We start from the raw sequence: 18277 nt of genomic DNA on the forward strand, positions 1-18277 counted from the left end.
CCGGCTCAGCGGGGGTGGTGGTGGCTGCTCGTGGGTGAGAGGGAGTCCGGCGCGCCCGACCAGGTGCCGGTACGGCGCCCGCGGGCCCGCGGCAGCGCGTCGCGGACCAGCGGCGCCACCGCCGCGATCGGCGCGGGCCGCTGCCACGCCGTACGCAGCCGGGCGCGGCGCTCGAGGTCGAGCTGCACCAGGACCTGCTCGACGGCGGCGAGCACGGAGCCGCGGAGCAGCCACAGCTCGAGCCGGCCCTCGGGGCGGCTCGTGAGCAGCTCGGTGAGGATCGCCCGCGTCTCCCGCAGGATCTCCAGACTCTCGGCCAGGGCTTCCTCGGCACGTTCCTCGGCGCCACCGGCCTCGGCGTGCACGAGGCGACCGTAGGCCCGCAGGCAGTCGCCGACATCGGCGAGCACCACCGAGAACGCCAGCCGCGCGTCCTCGTCGAAGGCGTCCTGGCCCGCCTCCTCGAAGGCGTCCTGGCCCACCTCGTCGTGGCCCGTCTCGTCGGAGGCGTCCAGGCCCACCTCGTCGTCCGTCGCCCGGTCCTTCGCGTGCTGGTCCCTTGCGTCCCGGTCCTTCGAGTCCTCGTCCCTCGCGTCGGGTGGCAGCTCCACGAGGATCACCGTGAACAGCGCGCGGATCGCGAGCACGGTCGCCTCGAGCCGGTCCAGGCCCTCGCGCAGCCCGGGTTCGACGTCGCTCGTGGTCAGGGCCCGGGTGTTGAACCGGCGGCCCTCCTTGACCTGGGTGACCACGGCCGACGCCTCCGCGACGCGGCCGGCCACCCGCCGGGTCTCGTCGGCCCACTGCTCGACCTCGCGACGGCGCAGCCGTTCGGTCGCCATCGAGCGCGAGGCCCGGTCGAGGCAGTCGGCGGTGGCGTACGCGACCCGCATCACCGCCGAGCCGGCGCGGTCGCTGGGGACGGCCGACGGGAGCAGGAGGTTGAAGGCGACACCGACGCCGGCGCCCACGAGGGTGAGGGCGATGCGCGCCTCGGCGGCGACGTCCGGGGAGTGCACCGCGAGGATGAGCATCGCGCTGATCGGCACCTCGAGCGCCTGCTCCCCGAGCCGGAACACGCGTGCGAGCACCAGTGATGCAGCGATGACGGCGGCCAGGCTCCACCACGACAGGCCCGCGAGCGCGGAGAACCCCACCGCCACGACGACGCCGGTGAGCACCGCCCCGACCCGGAGCACGCTCATCCGCAGGGTCGAGAAGGCCGAGGCCTGGACCACCAGCAGGGCGGTCAGCGGCGCGGTGAGGTCGGTGGAGATGCCGGTGAGCCGGCCCGCCACGAGCCAGGCGACCACCGCGGCCGAGGTCAGCCGCAGCACCCACGCGAGGGTGGGGCGCAGCCGGGTGGGCAGGTCGCGCCACTGTGTCGGCCGCCCCGGCCACGCACGGTCCGCGGCGGCCGACAGCCACCCGCGTACATCCCTCACCTCGGCCACGACCCGAGGTTCGCACGACCGGGGCCAGGACGACAGCGGGCACGAGGACAGCGAGGGCAACGAGGGCAACGAGGGCAGGACGACAGCGGGCAGGACGACAGCGAGCAGGACGACGGCGGGCGGCGCGGCGGGCGCGCGTCTACGGTGGCCGGGTGCGCGACCCACATCCCGTCACGGGCCAGCCGTTCCCCTCACCGGTGCCCCCGGGTACGGGCTGGCCGGGCGACCCCGCCACCGGCCGGACGCCGGTGGCCCGGACGCCCCAGCAGGTCGTCCGGCTGGCCGCGTCGGCGCCGGACACCGCGGAGCTCGACGCCCGCGTCTCGGTCTGCCGTGCGTGCCCCCGGCTCGTCGCGTGGCGCGAGTCCGTCGCCACCACGGGACGTCGCGCGTCCTTCGCCGACCAGCCGTACTGGGGCCGGCCGGGTCCGGGGTTCGGCGACCCGGACGCCGAGGTCCTGCTCGTGGGACTCGCCCCCGCGGCCAACGGCACCAACCGCACCGGGCGCATGTTCACCGGCGACCGCAGCGGTGACTGGCTCTACGCCGCGCTGCACCGCGCCGGGTACGCCAGCCAGCCGCAGTCGTGGGCCAGCGGCGACGGGCTGCAGCTGACGGGGATCCGCATCGTCGCGGCCGTGCGGTGCGCCCCTCCGGACAACAAGCCCAGCACGCAGGAGAAGGCCACCTGCTCGGCCTGGCTCGACCGCGACGTGAGCCTGGCCGCGCCCCGGCTGCGCGCGGTGCTGGCCCTGGGCTCGATCGGGTGGGACGCCGCGCTCGGCAGCGCGCGCCGCCTGGGCTGGGAGGTCCCGCGGCCCAAGCCGAGGTTCGGCCACGGCGCCGAGGCGGTCCTCACCACGCCCGAGGGGCGGCCGGTCCGGCTCGTCGGCAGCTACCACGTGAGCCAGCAGAACACCTTCACCGGCAAGCTCACCGAGGCCATGCTCGACGCCGTCATCGCACGGTTGGCATAGTCGGCCCATGGTCCTGCTGGCGATGCCGCACCTGCGTTTCCACCGCTCCTTCCTCGCGGCGGCGGACGAGTTCGACGCGGCCGGCGAGTCCGCGCACGACGGCATCGTCAACTGGCCGGCGGAGGGCGACTTTCCCGGCGTCGTCTTCACGCGGGAGGCGCTGGAGGAGCCCGCAGAGTTCGAGCGCCTCGTCGCCAACCGGGTGGGTGACGCCGACGAGGCGAACCCGCGCCCGCCCGGCTGGACCACGGCGACGTACTGGTGGATGGAGGACCCCGAGCGGCCCGACGAGTACGTCGGCTCCATCTCGCTGCGCCACCACATCGACCACCCGCTGCTCTCGACGGTCGGCGGCCACGTCGGGTACGGCGTGCGGCCCAGCGCCCGCCGGCGGGGGTTCGCGAGCGACGCCCTGCGCCAGGTCGTGCCGCTCGCGGCCGAGCGCGGTATCGAGCGGCTGCTCGTCACCTGCGACCTCGACAACGTCGCCTCCGCGCGGACCATCGAGGCCAACGGCGGCCGGTTCGAGGGCGAGCTGAGCGGCAAGCGCCGCTACTGGATCGACACCGGCGCCTGAGCGCCTCCTCGGGTGTCCCTCGCCACCCGTGGGGGCCTCGCCTAGGGTCGGACCATGGCTCCCGACACCGACGTGAACAACCCCGGCAGCACCACCGCGCGCGCCCTGGTCGTGCCCCGCAACGGCGACTCCTCGGTCCTCGAGGTCCGGGACGTCGAGGTGTCCCCACCCGGTGACGGCGAGGTGCAGGTCGAGGTCGCAGCGGTCGGCGTGAACTTCATCGACGTCTACCAGCGGCAGGGCGTGTATGCCGTGCCGACGCCGTTCGTCTCCTGCTCCGAGGGCGCCGGAACCGTGACGGCGGTCGGGCCGGGCGTCGAGGGGGTCCGGGTCGGCGACCGGGTCGCCTGGGGACAGGGGCTCGGTGCAGCAGGCGCGGTCGTCACGCGGGAGGCCGACTCGCTCGTGCCCGTCCCCGACGGGGTCGACCTGGACGTCGCCGCCGCGGCCATGCTCCAGGGCATGACGGCGCACTACCTCGTCAACTCCACCTACGTCGTGGGCGAGGGCACGGTGGCCCTGGTCCACGCCGCGGCCGGCGGGGTCGGCCAGCTGCTCGTGCAGATGGTCAAGGCGAAGGGGGGCCGCGTCATCGCCACGGCCGGGTCGGCCGACAAGCTCGAGATCGCCCGCGCGCTGGGCGCCGACGCCCTCATCGACTACTCACGGGCCGACGACCTCGCTTCGGAGGTCCGGGCGGCCAACGGCGGCAAGGGGGTCGACGTCGCCTACGACGGTGTGGGGAAGGCGACGTTCGACGCCTCGCTGGCGTCGCTGCGCCCCCGCGGGATGATGGTGCTGTTCGGCGGGTCGAGCGGCCAGGTGCCGCCGTTGGACCTCCAGCGGCTCAACAGCGGCGGCTCGCTCTTCGTCACCCGCCCCACGCTGGGCCACTACACCGCCACCCGCGAGGAGATGCTCGAGCGCGGCACCGCCGTGCTCGAGGACATCGCCGCCGGCCGCCTGCACATCGACATCGGCGGCCGCTACCCGCTGGAGGATGCTGCGCGGGCCTACGACGACCTCGAGGGCCGACGGACGACAGGCAAGCTGCTGCTCGTGCCCTGACGCCGTCACCCACCCGCGGCAGGATGGGGCCATGGTCACGCAGGTGGACCCCGGGGACGCGCCGGCACGGCGCTGGGTGCTGCACGTCGACCTCGACCAGTTCATCGCCGCCGTCGAGGTGCTGCGTCGCCCCGAGCTGGCCGGGCTCCCGGTGGTGGTCGGCGGACGCGGCGACCCCACGGAGCGCGCGGTCGTGTCCACCGCCTCCTACGAGGCCCGCGAGCACGGTGTGCACTCCGGCATGCCGCTGCGCCTCGCGGCCAGGAAGTGCCCGGACGCGGTCTTCCTCCCCGTCGACGCCCCTGTCTACGACGCGGCGTCGGCCGAGGTGATGGCCACCCTCAAGGCCGTCCCGGGAGCGGTGGTGCAGGTGCTCGGCTGGGACGAGGCGTTCGTCGGCATCGAGACCGACGACCCGTGGGCGGTCGCCAGGTCGATCCAGGCAGCGGTGCTCGAGCGCACCGACCTGCACTGCTCCGTCGGGGTGGGTGACTCGACCGTGCGGGCCAAGATCGCCACCGACTTCGGCAAGCCCCGTGGCGTCTTCGAGCTGACCCGCGACAACTGGTCCGAGGTGATGGGCCACCGCCCGACCACTGCCCTGTGGGGCGTGGGGTCACGCATCGCCGCGCGGCTGGCCGCCCACGGCATCCAGACCGTGCACGACCTGGCGACCGCCGACGAGGCGGTCCTGGTCTCCGAGTTCGGTCCGTCGATGGGACCGCACTACAAGCGGCTGGGGCGCGGCACCGGGACGACGACCGTGGACGACACGCCCTGGGTCGCCCGGGCCCACGGACGCGAGACGACGTACCAGACCGACCTCGTCGACCCTCGGGAGATCTCGGACGCGCTGGGGCTGCTGGCCGAGCAGGTGGTCGAGGACATCCGGCGCGAGGAGCGGGCCTGCATGCGGGTGCACCTCAAGGTGCGCTTCGCGCCGTTCTTCACCACAACCCGGATCCGCAAGCTCGCCGAGCCCACGTTCGACGCGGCGGTGATCGCGGCGACCGCCCTCGACCTGCTGGTGGGCCTCGGCGACGACCGGCCGATCAGGCTGCTCGGCGTCCGGGCCGAGATGGTGCCGCCCGAAGGTGGCTACGACCCGCCGCGCACCGTGGGGCGCGGCGGACCACCGGCACGCTGAGGGCAGCGGGGCCGAAGTGGCGCGAGGTCAGTTCCAGAGGGCGGCGACGGCCACGTTCAGCGCACCGAGGGCGCCTGCGGCACGGACGAGGCCGCTGCCGTCCTGGCCCCGCTTGGTCCGGGCGCGGCCGATCTCGAGAAGGGCCACCGCGGCGATCGCGACGAGGAGCTTGACGCCGATCTTCGTGTGGTTGAGGTGCTCGTCGAGCGAGCTGACCCCTTCGGCGAGCCCGACGAGGACGAGCCCGGTGACGAGCTGGGCGCGCGCACCCCACGCCATCACGGTGGTCGACCCGGCGCCGGCCAGCAGGACCAGCCAGCCACCGACGAGGGCGGCCATGCCGAGGAGGTGGGCAACGACGACGAGGTCGTACACGAACTGCATACCCGCAGCCTATCGGCGCCCCCGCGCAGGACCGGGCCGCACCCGCCGGCCGCGCGCCGGCACGAGGTGCCGCCGTCCGCGACCCGGGTTAGCGTCGAGGAAAGCCGCACCACCCGCGCGGCCCGGACAGATCGGAAGCCCATGAGCCAGACGCCCGGCAGCACCCCGACCCACGACCCCGGGGCCGTCGCCACCGTCCGTGACCTGGTCAAGGACGAGCGCACCTGCATGCTCACGACCGTCGGCCCGGACGGGTCGCTCGTGAGCCGACCGATGGCCACGCAGGAGGTCGAGTTCGACGGCGACCTGTGGTTCTTCTCCGAGGCCTCCTCCCCCAAGGTCGCCGAGGTGCAGGCCGACCCGCGGGTCAATGTCGGCTACGCCGGCTCGTCGTCGTGGGTCTCGGTGTCCGGCAGGGCCGAGGTCGTCCGCGACCCCGCCAAGAACGAGGAGCTGTGGAACCCCTTCGCCGAGGCGTGGTTCGCCAAGGGACCGAAGGACCCTGACGTCGTGCTGATCAGGGTGCGCGGTGAGAGCGCGGAGTACTGGGACAGCCCTGGCGGGCGGGTCGCCAGCGTCATCGCCCTCGTGAAGGCCAAGGTCACCGGCGACAAGCCCGACGTCGGCGACAACGAGACCGTCCAGCTCTGAGCCGCTGGGGCCGGCGGCTCAGAGCAGCCGCCGGCCCATCGCCCAGGCCGTGAGCTCGTGGCGTGAGGACAGCTGGAGCTTGCGCAGCACCGACGAGACGTGGGTCTCCACGGTCTTCACCGAGATGAACAGCTCCTTGGCGACCTCCTTGTACTGGTAGCCACGGGCGATGAGGCGCATCACCTCACGCTCGCGGGCGGACAGCCGGTCGAGCTCCTCGTCGACCTCGGCGATCTCGCCCGCGGCGGCGCCGAACGCGTCGAGCACGAAGCCGGCCAGCCGGGGGCTGAACACCGCGTCGCCGTCGGCGACCCGCTGGATGGCGCGGGTGAGGTCGGCCGCCCCGATGGTCTTGGTGACGTAGCCCCTCGCGCCGGCCCGGATCACCGCGATGACGTCCTCGGCGGCGTCGGACACCGAGAGGGCCAGGAACCGCACCGGCTGCCCGTCCGTCGTGGTGAGGCCGCGGCAGCCGTGCAGCACGTCGACGCCACCGTTGCCGTTGCCTCCGGGCAGGTGCACGTCGAGCAGGACCACGGGCGGCCGGGTGCGGGTGATGACCGCGACGGCGGAGTCGACGTCGGGAGCCTCCCCCACGATCGTCACGGCCCCGCCCAGCTCGGCCTTGACCCCCGACCGGAACATCCGGTGGTCGTCGACGAGGACGACCTCGACGGGCTTCTTCTCAGGCGTGTTCACGGGACTCCTCGGGAGTGGCGGGGGCGGGCTGGGTCGTCGCGCCGGGCTGCGGGCCAGGGACGGGCGGGCTCGCCGTACCGGGCTGCGGGGCCGGCGCCGGCGCGGCCGCAGGGACTGCGGGTGGGAGGGTGAGCACGACCTCGGTGCCGTGCTCGAGGCGGCGCATGCGCGCGGTCCCGCCGTGGCGCTCCATACGGCCCAGGATGGACTGGCGGACACCGAGCCGGTCCTCGGGCACCTCCTCGAGCTCGAAGCCGGGCCCGTGGTCGCGCACGAAGGCCTCGACGCCGAGCGGGCCCACCTCGAGGTAGAGCGAGACCGGCGGCTCGCCGTGCCTCACTGCGTTGAGCAGGGCCTCGCGCACCGCGCGGCTGAGGGCCAGCCCGCCGTCGTCGAGCGGGCGGTCGCCGGTGGACACGACGTCGATCGGGGTGCCGTGGAGGTCCTCGACCTCGTGGGCCACCTCCGCGACCGCCGCGGCGAGCGTCGCGTCGCTGTCGGCCGGGCCGGCGTAGAGCCACGCGCGCAGCTCACGCTCCTGGGCCCGGGCGAGCTGGTTGACGGCCGCGGGGTCGTCGGCCTTGCGCTGGATCAGCGCCAGCGTCTGCAGCACCGAGTCGTGCAGGTGCGCGGCGATGTCGGCCCGCTCGGTGGCGCGGGCGCGTTCGGCCTGCTCGTGGCGCAGGTCGGACCAGAACCGCAGCCCCCACGGTGCGGCGACGAGCGCGATGCCGGCGAGCACGGCGACCACGGCGGCCCCGATGTCCCAGATGGCCTCGAGCGAGCGGCCGCGCGTGGCCATGATGACGAGGCCGGCGAGGGCGAGCACCCCGCCGAAGACGAGGCGGGCCGCGCTGAACCGACGCGTCCCCGACTCGGCGCCGAGCCACCGGCCGCGCTGCCGGTCGTCGAGCTGCGACCACGCCAGCACCGCACCGGCGGCGACGACGAGCAGCGGCAGCAGGATGCCGAGGCGTGCGTTGAGGCCGGCGTTCTGCGCGACGACGACCAGGCCGACGGCGAGCATCAGCCCGCCCACGAGCAGGACCCGCGTGGCATCGCGCTCGGCCTCCAGCACCGGCACCCCGGTGGCCCTGCCTCCGGCGACCGCCGCTGGGTCCGCGGGGTCCACCGGACCGCGCCTGCCGTCGACCTGCCCTCCCCGCGAGAGGGGGGTCAGCGCCCAGAGGAAGACGTAGGCGACGAGCCCGGCCCCGGTCGGGATCGACAGCACCACGAAGAGGATGCGCACCCAGCGCACCGACCAGCCCAGGTGCTGCGCCAGCCCGGCGGCCACGCCCGCGATGACCCGGCCCTCGGCGGGGCGCGTGAGGGTCGGCCTCGCGGCGCGGCGCTCGGCGGCCGTCGGCGCCGCGGGCGGGACGGGGCGCTCGTAGGGGGTGGGCATGTCCTCATCCTGACGCACCCCGGCCCCGAAACCGAGCCCGCTCAGGGTGCCGGAGGGGGTGCGTCAGGGTCGGTTCAGGGTCGACCCTCATGGTTGGGCGACCCGGGCGGCGACACGATGGATGACATGACGCAGACCCATGGGCCCTCGACCGGCCCGACGAACACCGAGCAGGTATCCGGCATCGACCGGTTCTTCGACTGGCTCAGGTCCATCGACCTGCGCCGCGACGGCGAGGACAAGTGGCTGGCGGGCGTGTGCTCCGGCATCGCCACCCGGCTCGGCGTCGACCCGATCGTCATCCGCGCCGTACTCGTCCTGCTGGTCGTCATGGGCGGCCTCGGCGTCACGGTCTACCTCGTCGCCTGGGCGTTCCTGCCCAACGACAAGGAGGACATCGTGGCCGAGCGGGCCCTGCGCGACGGCGACGTCCTCGGCATCATCCTGCTGGTGGTCATCGGCCTGTCGCTGATCGGCGGCACGGGTTTCGCCGGTGACGTGCCCGGGATGGGGTGGATCTGGTGGGTGGTGATCCCGGTCGGCCTCGTGGTCTGGCTGGTCACCCGCAAGCGCGGTCCGGAGACCGCCCCGGCTCCGGCAGCCCCCGGCCAGGCCCCGTACGCGGGCCCCGCCACCGCACCACCCGCCACCTACGGCGTCTCCCCCGCCTCCCCCGTGGCGTACGGCACGACCGCCACGCCGGCCGCGTACGGCGCCGCACCCGAGCCGGCCGCGTACGGCGCCGCACCCGTCGCCGAGGGCTTCGGTGCAGCTCCCGCGCCGTACGGAGCCGCGACGCCTCCGGGCGTCGGCCTTCCCCCCGCACCGCCGGCCGGCCGTCGTCCGCGACCGCCGAAGCCCCCGCGGGCGCCCCGGGCCCCACGGCGACGCTCGGGCGGGTTCGGCGCGACGCTGCTCGTCGGCGGGCTGGCCGTCGCGGCCTACGGGCTCACGACGTGGGCCCACCAGGCCAACCACTGGGCCGGCAGCGACCAGACGGTCGCGCTGTGCGCCGCCCTGGCGGTCGTGGGGCTGGGTGTCCTCGCCCTCGGGTTCGCCGGACGGCGTACGGGGCTCACCGGCTTCCTCGCGGTGGTGCTGGTCGTCGTGACCTGGACCGCGTCGGTCGTCCCGGACGTGACGTTCGGCGGCGGCATCGGCGAACGGGTCTGGAGGCCGTCGGCCACCGACACCACGCAGTCCTACCGGCTCAGCATCGGCTCGGCCGAGCTCGACCTCACCGACCTGCCCGACAACCCGGGCACGGCCCGCCAGCTGGAGGCCCGCGTGGGCGTGGGCGAGCTGCGCATCCGGGTCCCCGCCGACCTCACCGTCGAGGTGCGCAGCTCGGTGGGCGCCGGTGACATCACCAGGGCCGACCCCGGCACTCTCGACTCGGTGGACACCAACGGCAACAACGACGGCCGCAACATCAGCACCGTCGAGACGTTCGGGACGGGCACGCCCGACGTCGTCGTCGACGCCCACGTGGGCCTCGGCCAGATCCTGATCGGCAAGGAGTGAACGCCATGACCAGCTCGAACGACGGGCCTGTGCAGGACCCGCACGGGGAGCGCCCCGACCCGACCCAGGAGCTGTGGTCCGCAGGGACCGCCGAGCAGCCGCGCGCCGCCGACGCCACGCAGGAGCTGGCCGTCGACGAGGCGACACCCGCCACCACCGGCGACCTCACCCCCGCCAGCCAGCCCACCACCGCCAGCGACCCCGTGGACCGCGGCCCGGTCGGCAGCGATCCCGTCGGCAGCGATCCCTTCGCCAGCGATCCCGTCGCCGCCTCGGAGCCTGCCACCGCGGAGCCCGCCGGGTGGCCGCCACCGGTGCCGCCGCGGCCCACCGGCCCGCACCTGCCCGCGATCCTGCTGGGGCTGCTCTGCCTGGTCGTCGCAGGGGTCGTGCTGGCCCAGGAGCTCGGCAACCTCACCATCGACTGGGGCAACGTCGGGCCCCTCGGGTTCGTCGCGGTGGGCGCCGTCCTGGTCCTGCTCGGCATCGTCGGCCTGGCGGGGTCGAACCGCCGCAACGCCCGATCCTGACCGGGCGGTCCCGCCTGCCCCACTCCTGACACGCAGCCCGCGCGTCAGGACCCGGCGAGCCAGCGGGACATGTGGGGGGCGAAGGACCGCCCCAGGTGGTAGCGAGCCAGCTCCTCGACCCGTACCCAGCGCACCGACTCCGTCGAGCCACCCACGTCGTGGACGACGGGGTCGGTGGGCTGTGGGCACCACGCGGCGTACACGATCCGCACCGCGTGGAAGTCCTCGAGCCGCCCGCTCGGCGCGCGGCCCACCCAGTGGGACGTGTGGGCCTCGAGCAGCCGGACGTCCTGCACCCGCTGGCCGCTCTCCTCCCAGACCTCCCGGTGCAGGGCGTCGACCGGTTCCTCACCGGGGTCCAGGCCGCCGCCGGGGAGCGTCCACCGCCCCGGTGCGGAGGTGAGGGCGGACAGCTCGGTGAGCAGGACACCCCGCTCGCTGGTGACGACGCCGTACGCGGCGGTGCGCTGGTGGACCTCCGGCACCTCCCCGGGCTCCAGCACGAGTCCGGGGTCGGTGGGGACCCGGGCGGCGGGGACCTCGACCGGTGCGTCCGGCACGACCGCGTAGTCGAGCGTGAGCGTCCCGTCCTCGTGGCGGAGCGCGTCGAGCAGCCGGGCGCCTCCCCAGCCGCGACGGGCCAGCTCGCGGACCGGGTCGGCCCCGTGCCCGAGGACGAACTCCACGACCTCGCGGCCCCCGGAGTCGTGACCGCGCACCCGCAGCGGCGTGGTCCCTGCCGCGCTCACGAGGCACCGGCCCGGCGGTACTCGGACTCGGCGAGCGCGACGACGGCCGGCCAGGCCTGGGCGGGCGCCACGGTCCGGTTGTGGGTCGCGATCTTCCGGCGGACGGCGTCGTCGGACACGAGGTCGACCAGGCCGCGGACCATCGCCTGGTCGTCCGCGGCGAGCAGCCCCTCGGTGCCGTCGGTGACGAAGTCGCCCACACCGGTGTCGGCGCGGGCCACGACCGGCAGCCCGGCGGTGCGGGCCTCCAGGGCGGCGATCCCGAACGCCTCGAGCCGCGCCGGGGTGAGGTAGACGTCGCTGCGCCAGTAGCTCTCGCGGAGCCGGTCACGGTCGACCCGTCCGGGCAGCGTCACCCAGTCGCCCATCTGGTGGGTCGCGACGAACTTCTCCAGGCGACCGCGTTCCGGGCCGTCGCCGAACAGCGTGAGCCGCATGGCACGGTCGGCGGGCAGGAGCTGTCGGGCGGCCTCGGCCACCTCCAGCACCGCGAGCGGGCGCTTGCGCGCGGCCAGCCGCATGGACGCGACGACCTCGACCGGGGCGCCGGGGTCGCGCAGCGGGGGCGACGTGGGCGCCCACAGGTCGGCGTCGATGCCGTTGGGGAGCACCCGGACCTCGCTGCCCTCCCCCACCACGGCCTGGACGGCCGCGGCCGCGACGCCGGAGACCGCAGAGAGGGCGGCGCCCTTCGCGCCCCAGCGCCGGGCGTGGCCGAGGGCCCGGAACAGCGGACGCGAGCGTTCCATGAGGCAGTGCCAGGTCACCGCGGTGGGCAGGCCGAGGCCGAGGGCGACACGCGCGAGGTCGGTCGCGAACGGGCTGACCACGCCCATGTGCACGTGCGCCACGTCGAACCCACCCGCCCGCAGCCGACGGCGTACCTCCGGGGGCGCCAACGGGTTGACCGGCAGCTCCCACGGCAGCCGGATCGCCATGCGGTGCACCGGTATCCCGTCGACGCCCTCGACGACGCCGTGGCGCTCGCCGCGGGCGCCGGGCGTGGCCGTGAACACCTCCACCTCGTGCCCGCGGGCGACGAGCTGGGCCGCGAGGTCATGCGTCTGGACCTCGATCCCGCCCAGCCTGGGCAGGTAACAGTCCGTCAGCAGGGCCACCTTCACGGGCTAGAGCCTGCCATGCGACAGGATGGCTCGTGATGACCCGCACCCTGGTGGCGTTCCACGCCCACCCCGACGACGAGGCACTCCTCACGTCGGGGACGATGGCGCGCGCCGCCGCCGAGGGCCACCGCGTCGTCACCGTCGTCGCGACCGACGGGGACCTCGGGCTCGCCTCGGACGAGTACGCCGCCGACGGCCGCCTCGGTGACCGGAGGCTGGCCGAGCTGCGCGAGAGCGCCGCCGCGCTGGGGGTCGCCCGGGTGGAGTGGCTGGGCTACGCGGACAGCGGGCTCGGCGACGTGACCCACCCCGACCCGCCCGGTCGCGAGCGCTTCATCCGCGCCGACATCGAGGAGGCCGCCGAGCGGCTGGCCGCGATCCTGCGCGAGGAGCGCGCCGACGTCCTGCTCACGTACGACCGCAACGGCGGCTACGGCCACCGCGACCACGTCAAGGTCCACGTCGTCGGCGCCCGGGCTGCCGAGCTCGCCGGGACACCCCGGGTGCTCGAGGCCACCGTGCCCCGGGACTCCATCAACCGGGCCCTGGACCTCGCAGCCAAGATCTACGACTTCCCCCCGGAGTTCGACCGCGACAGCTTCCGCCGCGCTTTCAGCGCGCGGGCCGAGATCACCCACCGCATCTCGGTGCGCCGGTATGCCGCCGCGAAGCGGGCCTCCATGCGCGCCCACGCCTCGCAGGCGAGCGCGGAGGGCGGTGCCGACCGCACCCTGGCGGCGTTCCTGCGGATCCCGCGTCCCCTGTACGACCTCGTCTTCGGGCGTGAGTGGTTCGTCGACCCGGCCCGTCCCCCGGGCGGGCAGGTCTCGACCGACATCTTCGAGGGACTGCCGTGAGCACCGCGACGACGGCCGACGGCCCGGCAGGCCGCCCGACACGGTCGCGCGGGCGCACGGTCCTCCAGGCCGTGCTCGGCCTCGGGCTCGCCGCCGTGCTGCTGGTGTGGGGCCTGCCACGCGTCTCCCACACCACCTGGGGGCAGGTCTGGCAGGTGCTGGGCCAGGTCCCGGTGTCCACGGCGCTGCTGCTCCTCGGTGGAGTGGTGGTCGGCCTCTACTGCTACACGTTCACGCTCACCGGCTCGCTGCACGGCCTGCGTCACTGGCAGGCCCTGATCGTCAACGTCGCCGGCTCGTCGGTGGGCAACCTGCTGCCCGGCGGTGGCGCAGCGGGGCTTGCGGCCACCTACACGATCTGCCGCTCCTGGGGGTTCTCCCGGCGCGACATCTCCACCTCGGCCATCGTCACCGGGGTCTGGAACGTGCTGGCCCGCATCGCCCTGCCGCTGGTGGCCATCATCGCGCTGCTCGCCGGCGCCGACTCCGACGTCCCGCGGTCCCTGCAGGACGCGGCGGTCGCCGGTGCGCTCAGCGGTGCGCTCCTGCTCGGCACCTTCGTGGCGGTGCTGGTGTCCGAGCGCGCGGCGGTCGCCATCGGGCAGGGCATCGACAAGGTGCTCGGACGCCTGTGGCGACGTCGCAGCATGAGCGTCCGCGCCCTCGTCGTCGACCTGCGGGCCAGGGTCAACGACATCGTCCGGACCGGCTGGCTCAGCATGACGCTCGGCCTGGTCGGCTTCTTCGGCGTCTACTACCTGCTGTTCCTCGTGTGCATGCACGCCACCGGGGTGCACCTGTTCTACGGGCAGCTCTTCGCGGCGTACGCGATCGGTCGCCTCGCCACCGCGGTCGGGGTCACACCCGGTGGCCTGGGGGTGACCGAGGCGGTGACGACGTCCGCGCTCATCGCGTGGGGCGCCGGTCCGGCGGAGGCGTTCGCCGGCGCCATCCTCTTCTCCGTCTACACCCACCTCATGGAGATCCCCCTGGGTGCCCTGGGGTGGCTGGCGTGGTCGGTGAGCCCCAAGAAGACCCCGGTGGAGGAGGCCGTGCATGGGTGAGGACGAGGAGGACCGTCGCCGCCGCGCGGCGGAACGGGCCGAGGCGGCCGACTACCACGTGGCCGCGGACAAGCGCCGGCGTGAACGGGAGTCGGTGCGGGCGCAGGTGCTCGTGGACGAGTTCGTGGCCCGTGCGGCGCAGGCCGGGTTCCCCACGCAGGAGCTCATGGCCCGCCCCTGGTCGGGGCGAGGGCGCTACCGCACGGGGGTCGAGGGCTGGTACCTGCGCCGGGACGAGTCGATCGGGATCGGGACGGACGGCGCGTACTACGTGCTCGTCGTGCCGCCGGAGCGCTTCGGCCGGTGGCGCACCGTCGCCCTCGAGCCGACGCCCCCGCCACTGCAGGTGGGCGCGGGTGGCCGCGACGGCGAGTCGGCGACGCTGGCCGAGCTCATCGCGCTGCGGCTGGCCTGGGGCAGCGACCCCGACGCCTGAGTCCCCGGGAGGACGCCCTAGAGGGCGTGGAGCCGGGTCGGGTCGACGACCCGCGCCAGGTCGGCCACGAGCGGGCTGCCCGGCGCCTTGCTGAGGAGCCGGAACAGCGCGGCCCGCAGCAGCACGGGCCGCCGGACGGGGTCCTGCCAGTGCTCCAGCACCGCCGGGTCCGCACCGTGCGACAGGACGGCGTCGAGGACGCACACCGCCTCCGCCCACGACGGGGGCCACCAGTACGGCGCGAGGTCGATGACCACCGGGGTGCCCGTCGCGTCGAGCAGGACGCTGCCCGCGAGGTCACCGTGGACCAGCTGCGCCTGCTCCTGCCCCTGCACTCCCCCGTCCGCCTCGTCGAGCTCGCCCACCCACTGGCCGGCGCTGTCGGACCCGTGCCGGGCGACCGCCTCGCGCAGCGGCGTCCCGCCCGCGCGGACGAGGCGGTCGGCCTCCGCCCAACGGTCGGTCCGCGCGCCGAGCCCGGCAGGACGCTCCGGCACCGCGACCGCGAGGCGGGCGTGCAGCACCCGGCCGGTCGCCACGAGGACGTCGAGGTCGGTGCAGGCGGTCGTGTCTGGCTCGAACCGGCTCGCCGCCCAGCCGTCGACCACCCAGGAGCCGTCACGGGCAGGGATCGGCATCGCGATCCGGACGGCCCGTGGCCGCTCCAGGTCGAGCGCGACGGCGAGGCGGGCCAGGACCGGGCTGAGCCAGCCCTGGGTCGCCGCGTCACGCCCCGGCGACAGCACCAGGTCACCGGCGACGACGCTGCCACCCCCACCCCCGGGTAGCGGGCGGACGTCGTCGGGGACGGCGAACAGGTCGAGCACCCGTGCCGGCACGGGCGTGGGGCGGTCGGTCGGGTGCTGCGGCTGCATACCGGAGGGGCGGTCAGCGCTTGACGAGCCGGCGCACCTGACGCGTGCGGGCCTCGTCGGCGAACCCGTCGTCCTGCGGCTGCGGCTCGAACGGCCGTCCCGTGGCCTTCTCGGCGGCCAGCCCGATGAGGGCGTCGGCGAGCGCCGGGTTGGCGGGCAGGATCGGGCCGTGCAGGTAGGAGCCGATGACGTTGCCGGTGCGGGCGCCCTCGGTGCGGTCGGTGCCGTTGTTGCCGAACCCCGAACGCACCGTCCCGAACGGCGCCTGGCCGTCTCCGAGGGTCGTCGAGCCGGAGTGGTTCTCGTAGCCGACGACGTCTCCGAACTCGGTGCTGAGCACGACGGGCCCGATCATGCGCTTGGCGTTGCCCTGCGTGGTCACGTCGAGGATGCCCAGGCCGGGGAGGCGCTTGCCCTCGACGGTGATGAAGGCGTTGCCGAACAGCTGGTACATCCCGCAGATCATGAGCATCGGCGTCCCGTCGGCGGCGAGCCCGCGCAGCCGGTCGGCGATGTGGTCGAGGTCGGCCTCGACGCGCACCTGGCCCGAGTCCTGGCCGCCGCCACCGACCACGAGGTGCGCCTGCTCCGGGAACGGGCTGCCGGGGTGGTGCTGGTGGACGACGGGGCTGTAGCCGTGCCGCCGGATGCGGGCCGCGAGCGCGCGGGTGTTGCCGAGGTCGCCGTAGATGCTCATCTCGCGCGGGTAGAGGTGGACCAGGTGGATGGCCCCCTTGCCCTCGCGGGTCTCGTCGGGGACGACCGCCGAGTCCTGCGGCTCCCCGGGGATGAACACGTCCTGTGGGTGCGCCGCGGGTCCCTGCGGGTGTCCGGGTGGCTGGATGGTCATGACGCCTCCTCGCCGATGTCGGGCAGGTCGTAACGGGCGGCGAGCACCCGGCGCAGCGCCATCATCGCGGTGTAGGTGCAGAAGATCCGCTTGGGCTCGTCGCGGTGGGCGGCGAGGAACGCGTCGAGCGCGGGCTCGAGGTCCGGCTCCACCCTGTCGACGGACACGTCGTCGTACTGCAGGCGCAGCGCCATGTCGTAGCCGCGGACACCGCTGGTCACCGCCACCCCGCGCTGCCGCAGGCTCTCGAAGCTCACGTCGTAGAGCCAGGAGACGTCTCGGCCGTCGGCGTAGTTGTCGTTGATGGCGACCATGGTCGCGACCGGGGTCGAGCCGTAGGTGCCGAGGGCCACGGTGAAGCCGGCGGGGTTCTTCACGAGGACCAGCTCCAGCGGCTGGCCGTCGACCATCACCACCTCGCCGCGGCCGAACGGCGGCGTGACCTCGCGCAGCGCCTGCGCTGCCTTTGCCGGGTCGAACGCGTCGCCGAGCAGCAGCCGCGCGGTCGAGGTGGCGGCGGTCGCGTTGATCATCGCGGCGAGGCCGCGCTGCTGGAGCTCGAGCGGCCCCACCGTGCCGGACCCCGCGGTGCCGTCGCCGAAGAGCACCTGAAAGGTGCGCTCGTCCGATGGCTTGAGCAGGCCGTCGTCGGGCCCGGCGACCGGCGGCACGAAGTCGTCCTCGAACCGCACGTCCTGCTCCTGCAGCTCGGGCAGGCGGTCGGCGATGGAGGCGTCGACCCCGAAGTAGCGCACGGCCACCCCGTCGGCGACGCGGTCGCGGATCCGGGAGACGAAGGAGTCGTCGAGGTTGAGCACGACCCCGGTGGTGGTCTGCTCGGCCAGGCTGGCGAGCAGCTGGGCGGTGTGGTCGATCTCGGCGAACCGGTCGAGCTGGTCGCGGGCGACGTTGAGCAGCAGCGCGTGGGTGGGCTTGACCGCGGCGGCGAACTTGAGGGCGTGCGCCTCGTCGAGCTCGAGCACGGCGAGGTCGGCGGCGAGCCGGCCGTTGACCGGCAGCTCCCCGAGCATCGAGGAGATGACGCCGCGGGTGAAGTTGCTGCCGGTGGGGTTGGTGAAGACCGTCTTGCCGTGGGCGCGCAGCACGGCCACGAGCATCTTGGTCGTCGTGGTCTTGCCGTTGGTGCCGCTCACGACCACGATCCCGCCGCGGACGCCTGCGAGCGCGTGGGCGAGGAATCCGGGGTCGACCTTCTCGGCCACCAGCCCCGGCAGGGCGGACCCACCGCCGCGAAGACGGGACGCCGCGCGCGCGGCCTTGCCTGCGACCACAGCCGCCGTCGTCCTCAGCACCCTGCAAACCCTAACGGTCGCGCCGGGTGCCGCTCGCACGTGCTCGCGCGCGAAGGCCCAGGACGACGGCTGTGCCCCAGGCGAGGAACAACGGGTCCCACAGCCAGGCGTGGCCGATCATCCCCGCGCGGTCGAAGCCGGACGAGGGGTGGATCGCGCCCACGAGCACGAGGTTGGCCACCAGGGTGTTGAGGCCACCCCACAGGACGAGGACCGCGGCGCCGAGCCAGCACAAGGACCGCGTGACCCGCCGGCCCGGCCAGCCCTTCGAGGCCAGGAAGAGCGGCGCGAGCGCCACGACGAGCTTCAACGCACCGATCGGAGCAAGCACCCACTCCCTGCCACGGAAGGTCGCCACGAGGTCTGCCCCGAGCGACCAGGCGAGCACCGTCCCACCACTGGCCCAGTAGAGGCTGAACGCTGCGTGGATGCACCCCAGCAGACCGGCCACCAGGAACGCCCGCGGCAGGGCCGGCGTCGAGCGGGCGGTGATGGCGGTCATGGCCCCATCGTTCGTGGTGTGTCGGCGGACGACCATCCGGCATGACCCCCGAACCAACCCTTGGTCCCGGTCGCCCGACCTCCGGTGT

At 74.5% G+C, this 18277-nt stretch carries 20 protein-coding genes; 10 read left to right on the forward strand and 10 right to left on the reverse strand.

Annotated features, from left to right (window positions below):
• Positions 1–5: 5 nt before the first annotated feature.
• Positions 6–1454, reverse strand: coding sequence for an FUSC family protein (locus tag ABEA42_RS12815; protein ID WP_345503835.1), 1449 nt, complete (start codon positions 1452–1454; stop codon positions 6–8).
• 152 nt (positions 1455–1606) lie between these two features.
• Between ABEA42_RS12815 and ABEA42_RS12820 the strand changes: the two genes are divergently transcribed.
• Genes ABEA42_RS12820 through ABEA42_RS12835 form a run of 4 tightly spaced genes read left to right on the forward strand, consistent with a single transcriptional unit; the run spans position 1607 to position 5223 of the window.
• Entirely contained in the window at positions 1607–2431 is an 825-nt protein-coding gene (locus ABEA42_RS12820) for a uracil-DNA glycosylase (RefSeq protein ID WP_345503837.1), read from the forward strand.
• 7 nt (positions 2432–2438) lie between these two features.
• Positions 2439–3008, forward strand: a complete 570-nt coding sequence (locus tag ABEA42_RS12825; RefSeq protein WP_345503839.1) for a GNAT family N-acetyltransferase — start codon at positions 2439–2441, stop codon at positions 3006–3008.
• A 54-nt stretch (positions 3009–3062) separates the two neighbouring features.
• Positions 3063–4076: a quinone oxidoreductase family protein gene (locus ABEA42_RS12830; protein WP_345503840.1), complete on the forward strand. Its 1014-nt coding sequence runs from the start codon at positions 3063–3065 to the stop codon at positions 4074–4076.
• A gap of 31 nt (positions 4077–4107) precedes the next feature.
• Positions 4108–5223, forward strand: a complete 1116-nt coding sequence (locus ABEA42_RS12835; protein ID WP_345503841.1) for a DNA polymerase IV — start codon at positions 4108–4110, stop codon at positions 5221–5223.
• 27 nt (positions 5224–5250) lie between these two features.
• Here the strand turns inward: ABEA42_RS12835 and ABEA42_RS12840 are convergent, their stop codons facing one another.
• Positions 5251–5607 (reverse strand): hypothetical protein, encoded by a 357-nt coding sequence (locus ABEA42_RS12840; RefSeq protein WP_345503842.1) that lies wholly within the window; start codon positions 5605–5607, stop codon positions 5251–5253.
• Positions 5608–5748: 141 nt separating this feature from the next.
• On the opposite strand from ABEA42_RS12840, the gene ABEA42_RS12845 reads away from it, so the two are divergent.
• Complete coding sequence (locus ABEA42_RS12845) at positions 5749–6258, forward strand: pyridoxamine 5'-phosphate oxidase family protein (protein WP_345503844.1); 510 nt, start codon at positions 5749–5751, stop codon at positions 6256–6258.
• A gap of 18 nt (positions 6259–6276) precedes the next feature.
• Here ABEA42_RS12845 and ABEA42_RS12850 read toward each other — a convergent pair whose 3' ends face one another.
• On the reverse strand, positions 6277–6957 hold the full coding sequence (locus ABEA42_RS12850; protein ID WP_345503845.1) for a response regulator transcription factor: 681 nt from the start codon (positions 6955–6957) through the stop codon (positions 6277–6279).
• Positions 6944–8365, reverse strand: a complete 1422-nt coding sequence (locus tag ABEA42_RS12855) for an ATP-binding protein (protein WP_345503847.1) — start codon at positions 8363–8365, stop codon at positions 6944–6946. Before ABEA42_RS12855 ends, ABEA42_RS12850 begins: the two co-directional genes overlap by 14 nt.
• A 126-nt stretch (positions 8366–8491) precedes the next feature.
• On the opposite strand from ABEA42_RS12855, the gene ABEA42_RS12860 reads away from it, so the two are divergent.
• Positions 8492–9889 carry a PspC domain-containing protein gene (locus ABEA42_RS12860; protein ID WP_345503849.1) on the forward strand — a complete coding sequence of 466 codons (1398 nt, stop codon included), beginning with the start codon at positions 8492–8494 and terminating at the stop codon, positions 9887–9889.
• Between the two features lie 5 nt (positions 9890–9894).
• On the forward strand, positions 9895–10419 hold the full coding sequence (locus ABEA42_RS12865; RefSeq protein WP_345503851.1) for a hypothetical protein: 525 nt from the start codon (positions 9895–9897) through the stop codon (positions 10417–10419).
• 44 nt (positions 10420–10463) lie between these two features.
• Here the strand turns inward: ABEA42_RS12865 and ABEA42_RS12870 are convergent, their stop codons facing one another.
• On the reverse strand, positions 10464–11168 hold the full coding sequence (locus ABEA42_RS12870; protein ID WP_345503852.1) for an NUDIX hydrolase: 705 nt from the start codon (positions 11166–11168) through the stop codon (positions 10464–10466).
• Complete coding sequence (locus ABEA42_RS12875; protein WP_345503854.1) at positions 11165–12292, reverse strand: glycosyltransferase; 1128 nt, start codon at positions 12290–12292, stop codon at positions 11165–11167. The genes ABEA42_RS12870 and ABEA42_RS12875 overlap by 4 nt, the downstream gene beginning before the upstream one ends.
• A 35-nt stretch (positions 12293–12327) precedes the next feature.
• Here ABEA42_RS12875 and ABEA42_RS12880 point away from each other — a divergent pair, with 35 nt between their 5' ends.
• The 3 genes from ABEA42_RS12880 to ABEA42_RS12890 are packed head-to-tail and all read left to right on the forward strand — an operon-like array spanning position 12328 to position 14649.
• A complete protein-coding gene (locus tag ABEA42_RS12880; RefSeq protein WP_345503856.1) occupies positions 12328–13149 on the forward strand; it encodes a PIG-L deacetylase family protein in 822 nt (273 codons plus the stop codon).
• Positions 13146–14213, forward strand: a complete 1068-nt coding sequence (locus ABEA42_RS12885) for a lysylphosphatidylglycerol synthase transmembrane domain-containing protein (RefSeq protein WP_345503858.1) — start codon at positions 13146–13148, stop codon at positions 14211–14213. Before ABEA42_RS12880 ends, ABEA42_RS12885 begins: the two co-directional genes overlap by 4 nt.
• Entirely contained in the window at positions 14206–14649 is a 444-nt protein-coding gene (locus ABEA42_RS12890) for a hypothetical protein (protein ID WP_345503860.1), read from the forward strand. Before ABEA42_RS12885 ends, ABEA42_RS12890 begins: the two co-directional genes overlap by 8 nt.
• A 17-nt stretch (positions 14650–14666) precedes the next feature.
• Here ABEA42_RS12890 and ABEA42_RS12895 read toward each other — a convergent pair whose 3' ends face one another.
• From ABEA42_RS12895 to ABEA42_RS12910, 4 genes are read right to left on the reverse strand one after another with little or no spacing between them, the layout of a single operon-like run.
• Positions 14667–15524 carry an aminoglycoside phosphotransferase gene (locus ABEA42_RS12895; RefSeq protein ID WP_345503861.1) on the reverse strand — a complete coding sequence of 286 codons (858 nt, stop codon included), beginning with the start codon at positions 15522–15524 and terminating at the stop codon, positions 14667–14669.
• Positions 15525–15537: 13 nt separating this feature from the next.
• On the reverse strand, positions 15538–16374 hold the full coding sequence (locus ABEA42_RS12900) for a type 1 glutamine amidotransferase (protein WP_345503863.1): 837 nt from the start codon (positions 16372–16374) through the stop codon (positions 15538–15540).
• Positions 16371–17687 (reverse strand): MurT ligase domain-containing protein, encoded by a 1317-nt coding sequence (locus tag ABEA42_RS12905; protein ID WP_345503864.1) that lies wholly within the window; start codon positions 17685–17687, stop codon positions 16371–16373. Before ABEA42_RS12905 ends, ABEA42_RS12900 begins: the two co-directional genes overlap by 4 nt.
• 10 nt (positions 17688–17697) lie before the next feature.
• The gene (locus ABEA42_RS12910; RefSeq protein WP_345503866.1) at positions 17698–18189 is read right to left on the reverse strand and encodes a DUF3995 domain-containing protein; all 492 of its coding nucleotides are present in this window, start codon (positions 18187–18189) and stop codon (positions 17698–17700) included.
• Positions 18190–18277 lie beyond the last annotated feature (88 nt).

It is taken from the genome of Pedococcus ginsenosidimutans, from assembly GCF_039544395.1.
GTDB lineage: Bacteria > Actinomycetota > Actinomycetes > Actinomycetales > Dermatophilaceae > Pedococcus > Pedococcus ginsenosidimutans.

Coding starts and splice junctions, on each gene's coding strand:
- ABEA42_RS12890 (WP_345503860.1), top strand. CDS start 14,206: ATGGGTGAGGACGAGGAGGACCGTCGCCGCCGCGCGGCGGAACGGGCC.
- ABEA42_RS12855 (WP_345503847.1), bottom strand. CDS start 8,365: ATGCCCACCCCCTACGAGCGCCCCGTCCCGCCCGCGGCGCCGACGGCC.
- ABEA42_RS12895 (WP_345503861.1), bottom strand. CDS start 15,524: ATGCAGCCGCAGCACCCGACCGACCGCCCCACGCCCGTGCCGGCACGG.
- ABEA42_RS12845 (WP_345503844.1), top strand. CDS start 5,749: ATGAGCCAGACGCCCGGCAGCACCCCGACCCACGACCCCGGGGCCGTC.
- ABEA42_RS12900 (WP_345503863.1), bottom strand. CDS start 16,374: ATGACCATCCAGCCACCCGGACACCCGCAGGGACCCGCGGCGCACCCA.
- ABEA42_RS12825 (WP_345503839.1), top strand. CDS start 2,439: ATGGTCCTGCTGGCGATGCCGCACCTGCGTTTCCACCGCTCCTTCCTC.
- ABEA42_RS12835 (WP_345503841.1), top strand. CDS start 4,108: ATGGTCACGCAGGTGGACCCCGGGGACGCGCCGGCACGGCGCTGGGTG.
- ABEA42_RS12840 (WP_345503842.1), bottom strand. CDS start 5,607: ATGCAGTTCGTGTACGACCTCGTCGTCGTTGCCCACCTCCTCGGCATG.
- ABEA42_RS12830 (WP_345503840.1), top strand. CDS start 3,063: ATGGCTCCCGACACCGACGTGAACAACCCCGGCAGCACCACCGCGCGC.
- ABEA42_RS12860 (WP_345503849.1), top strand. CDS start 8,492: ATGACGCAGACCCATGGGCCCTCGACCGGCCCGACGAACACCGAGCAG.
- ABEA42_RS12865 (WP_345503851.1), top strand. CDS start 9,895: ATGACCAGCTCGAACGACGGGCCTGTGCAGGACCCGCACGGGGAGCGC.
- ABEA42_RS12910 (WP_345503866.1), bottom strand. CDS start 18,189: ATGACCGCCATCACCGCCCGCTCGACGCCGGCCCTGCCGCGGGCGTTC.
- ABEA42_RS12880 (WP_345503856.1), top strand. CDS start 12,328: ATGACCCGCACCCTGGTGGCGTTCCACGCCCACCCCGACGACGAGGCA.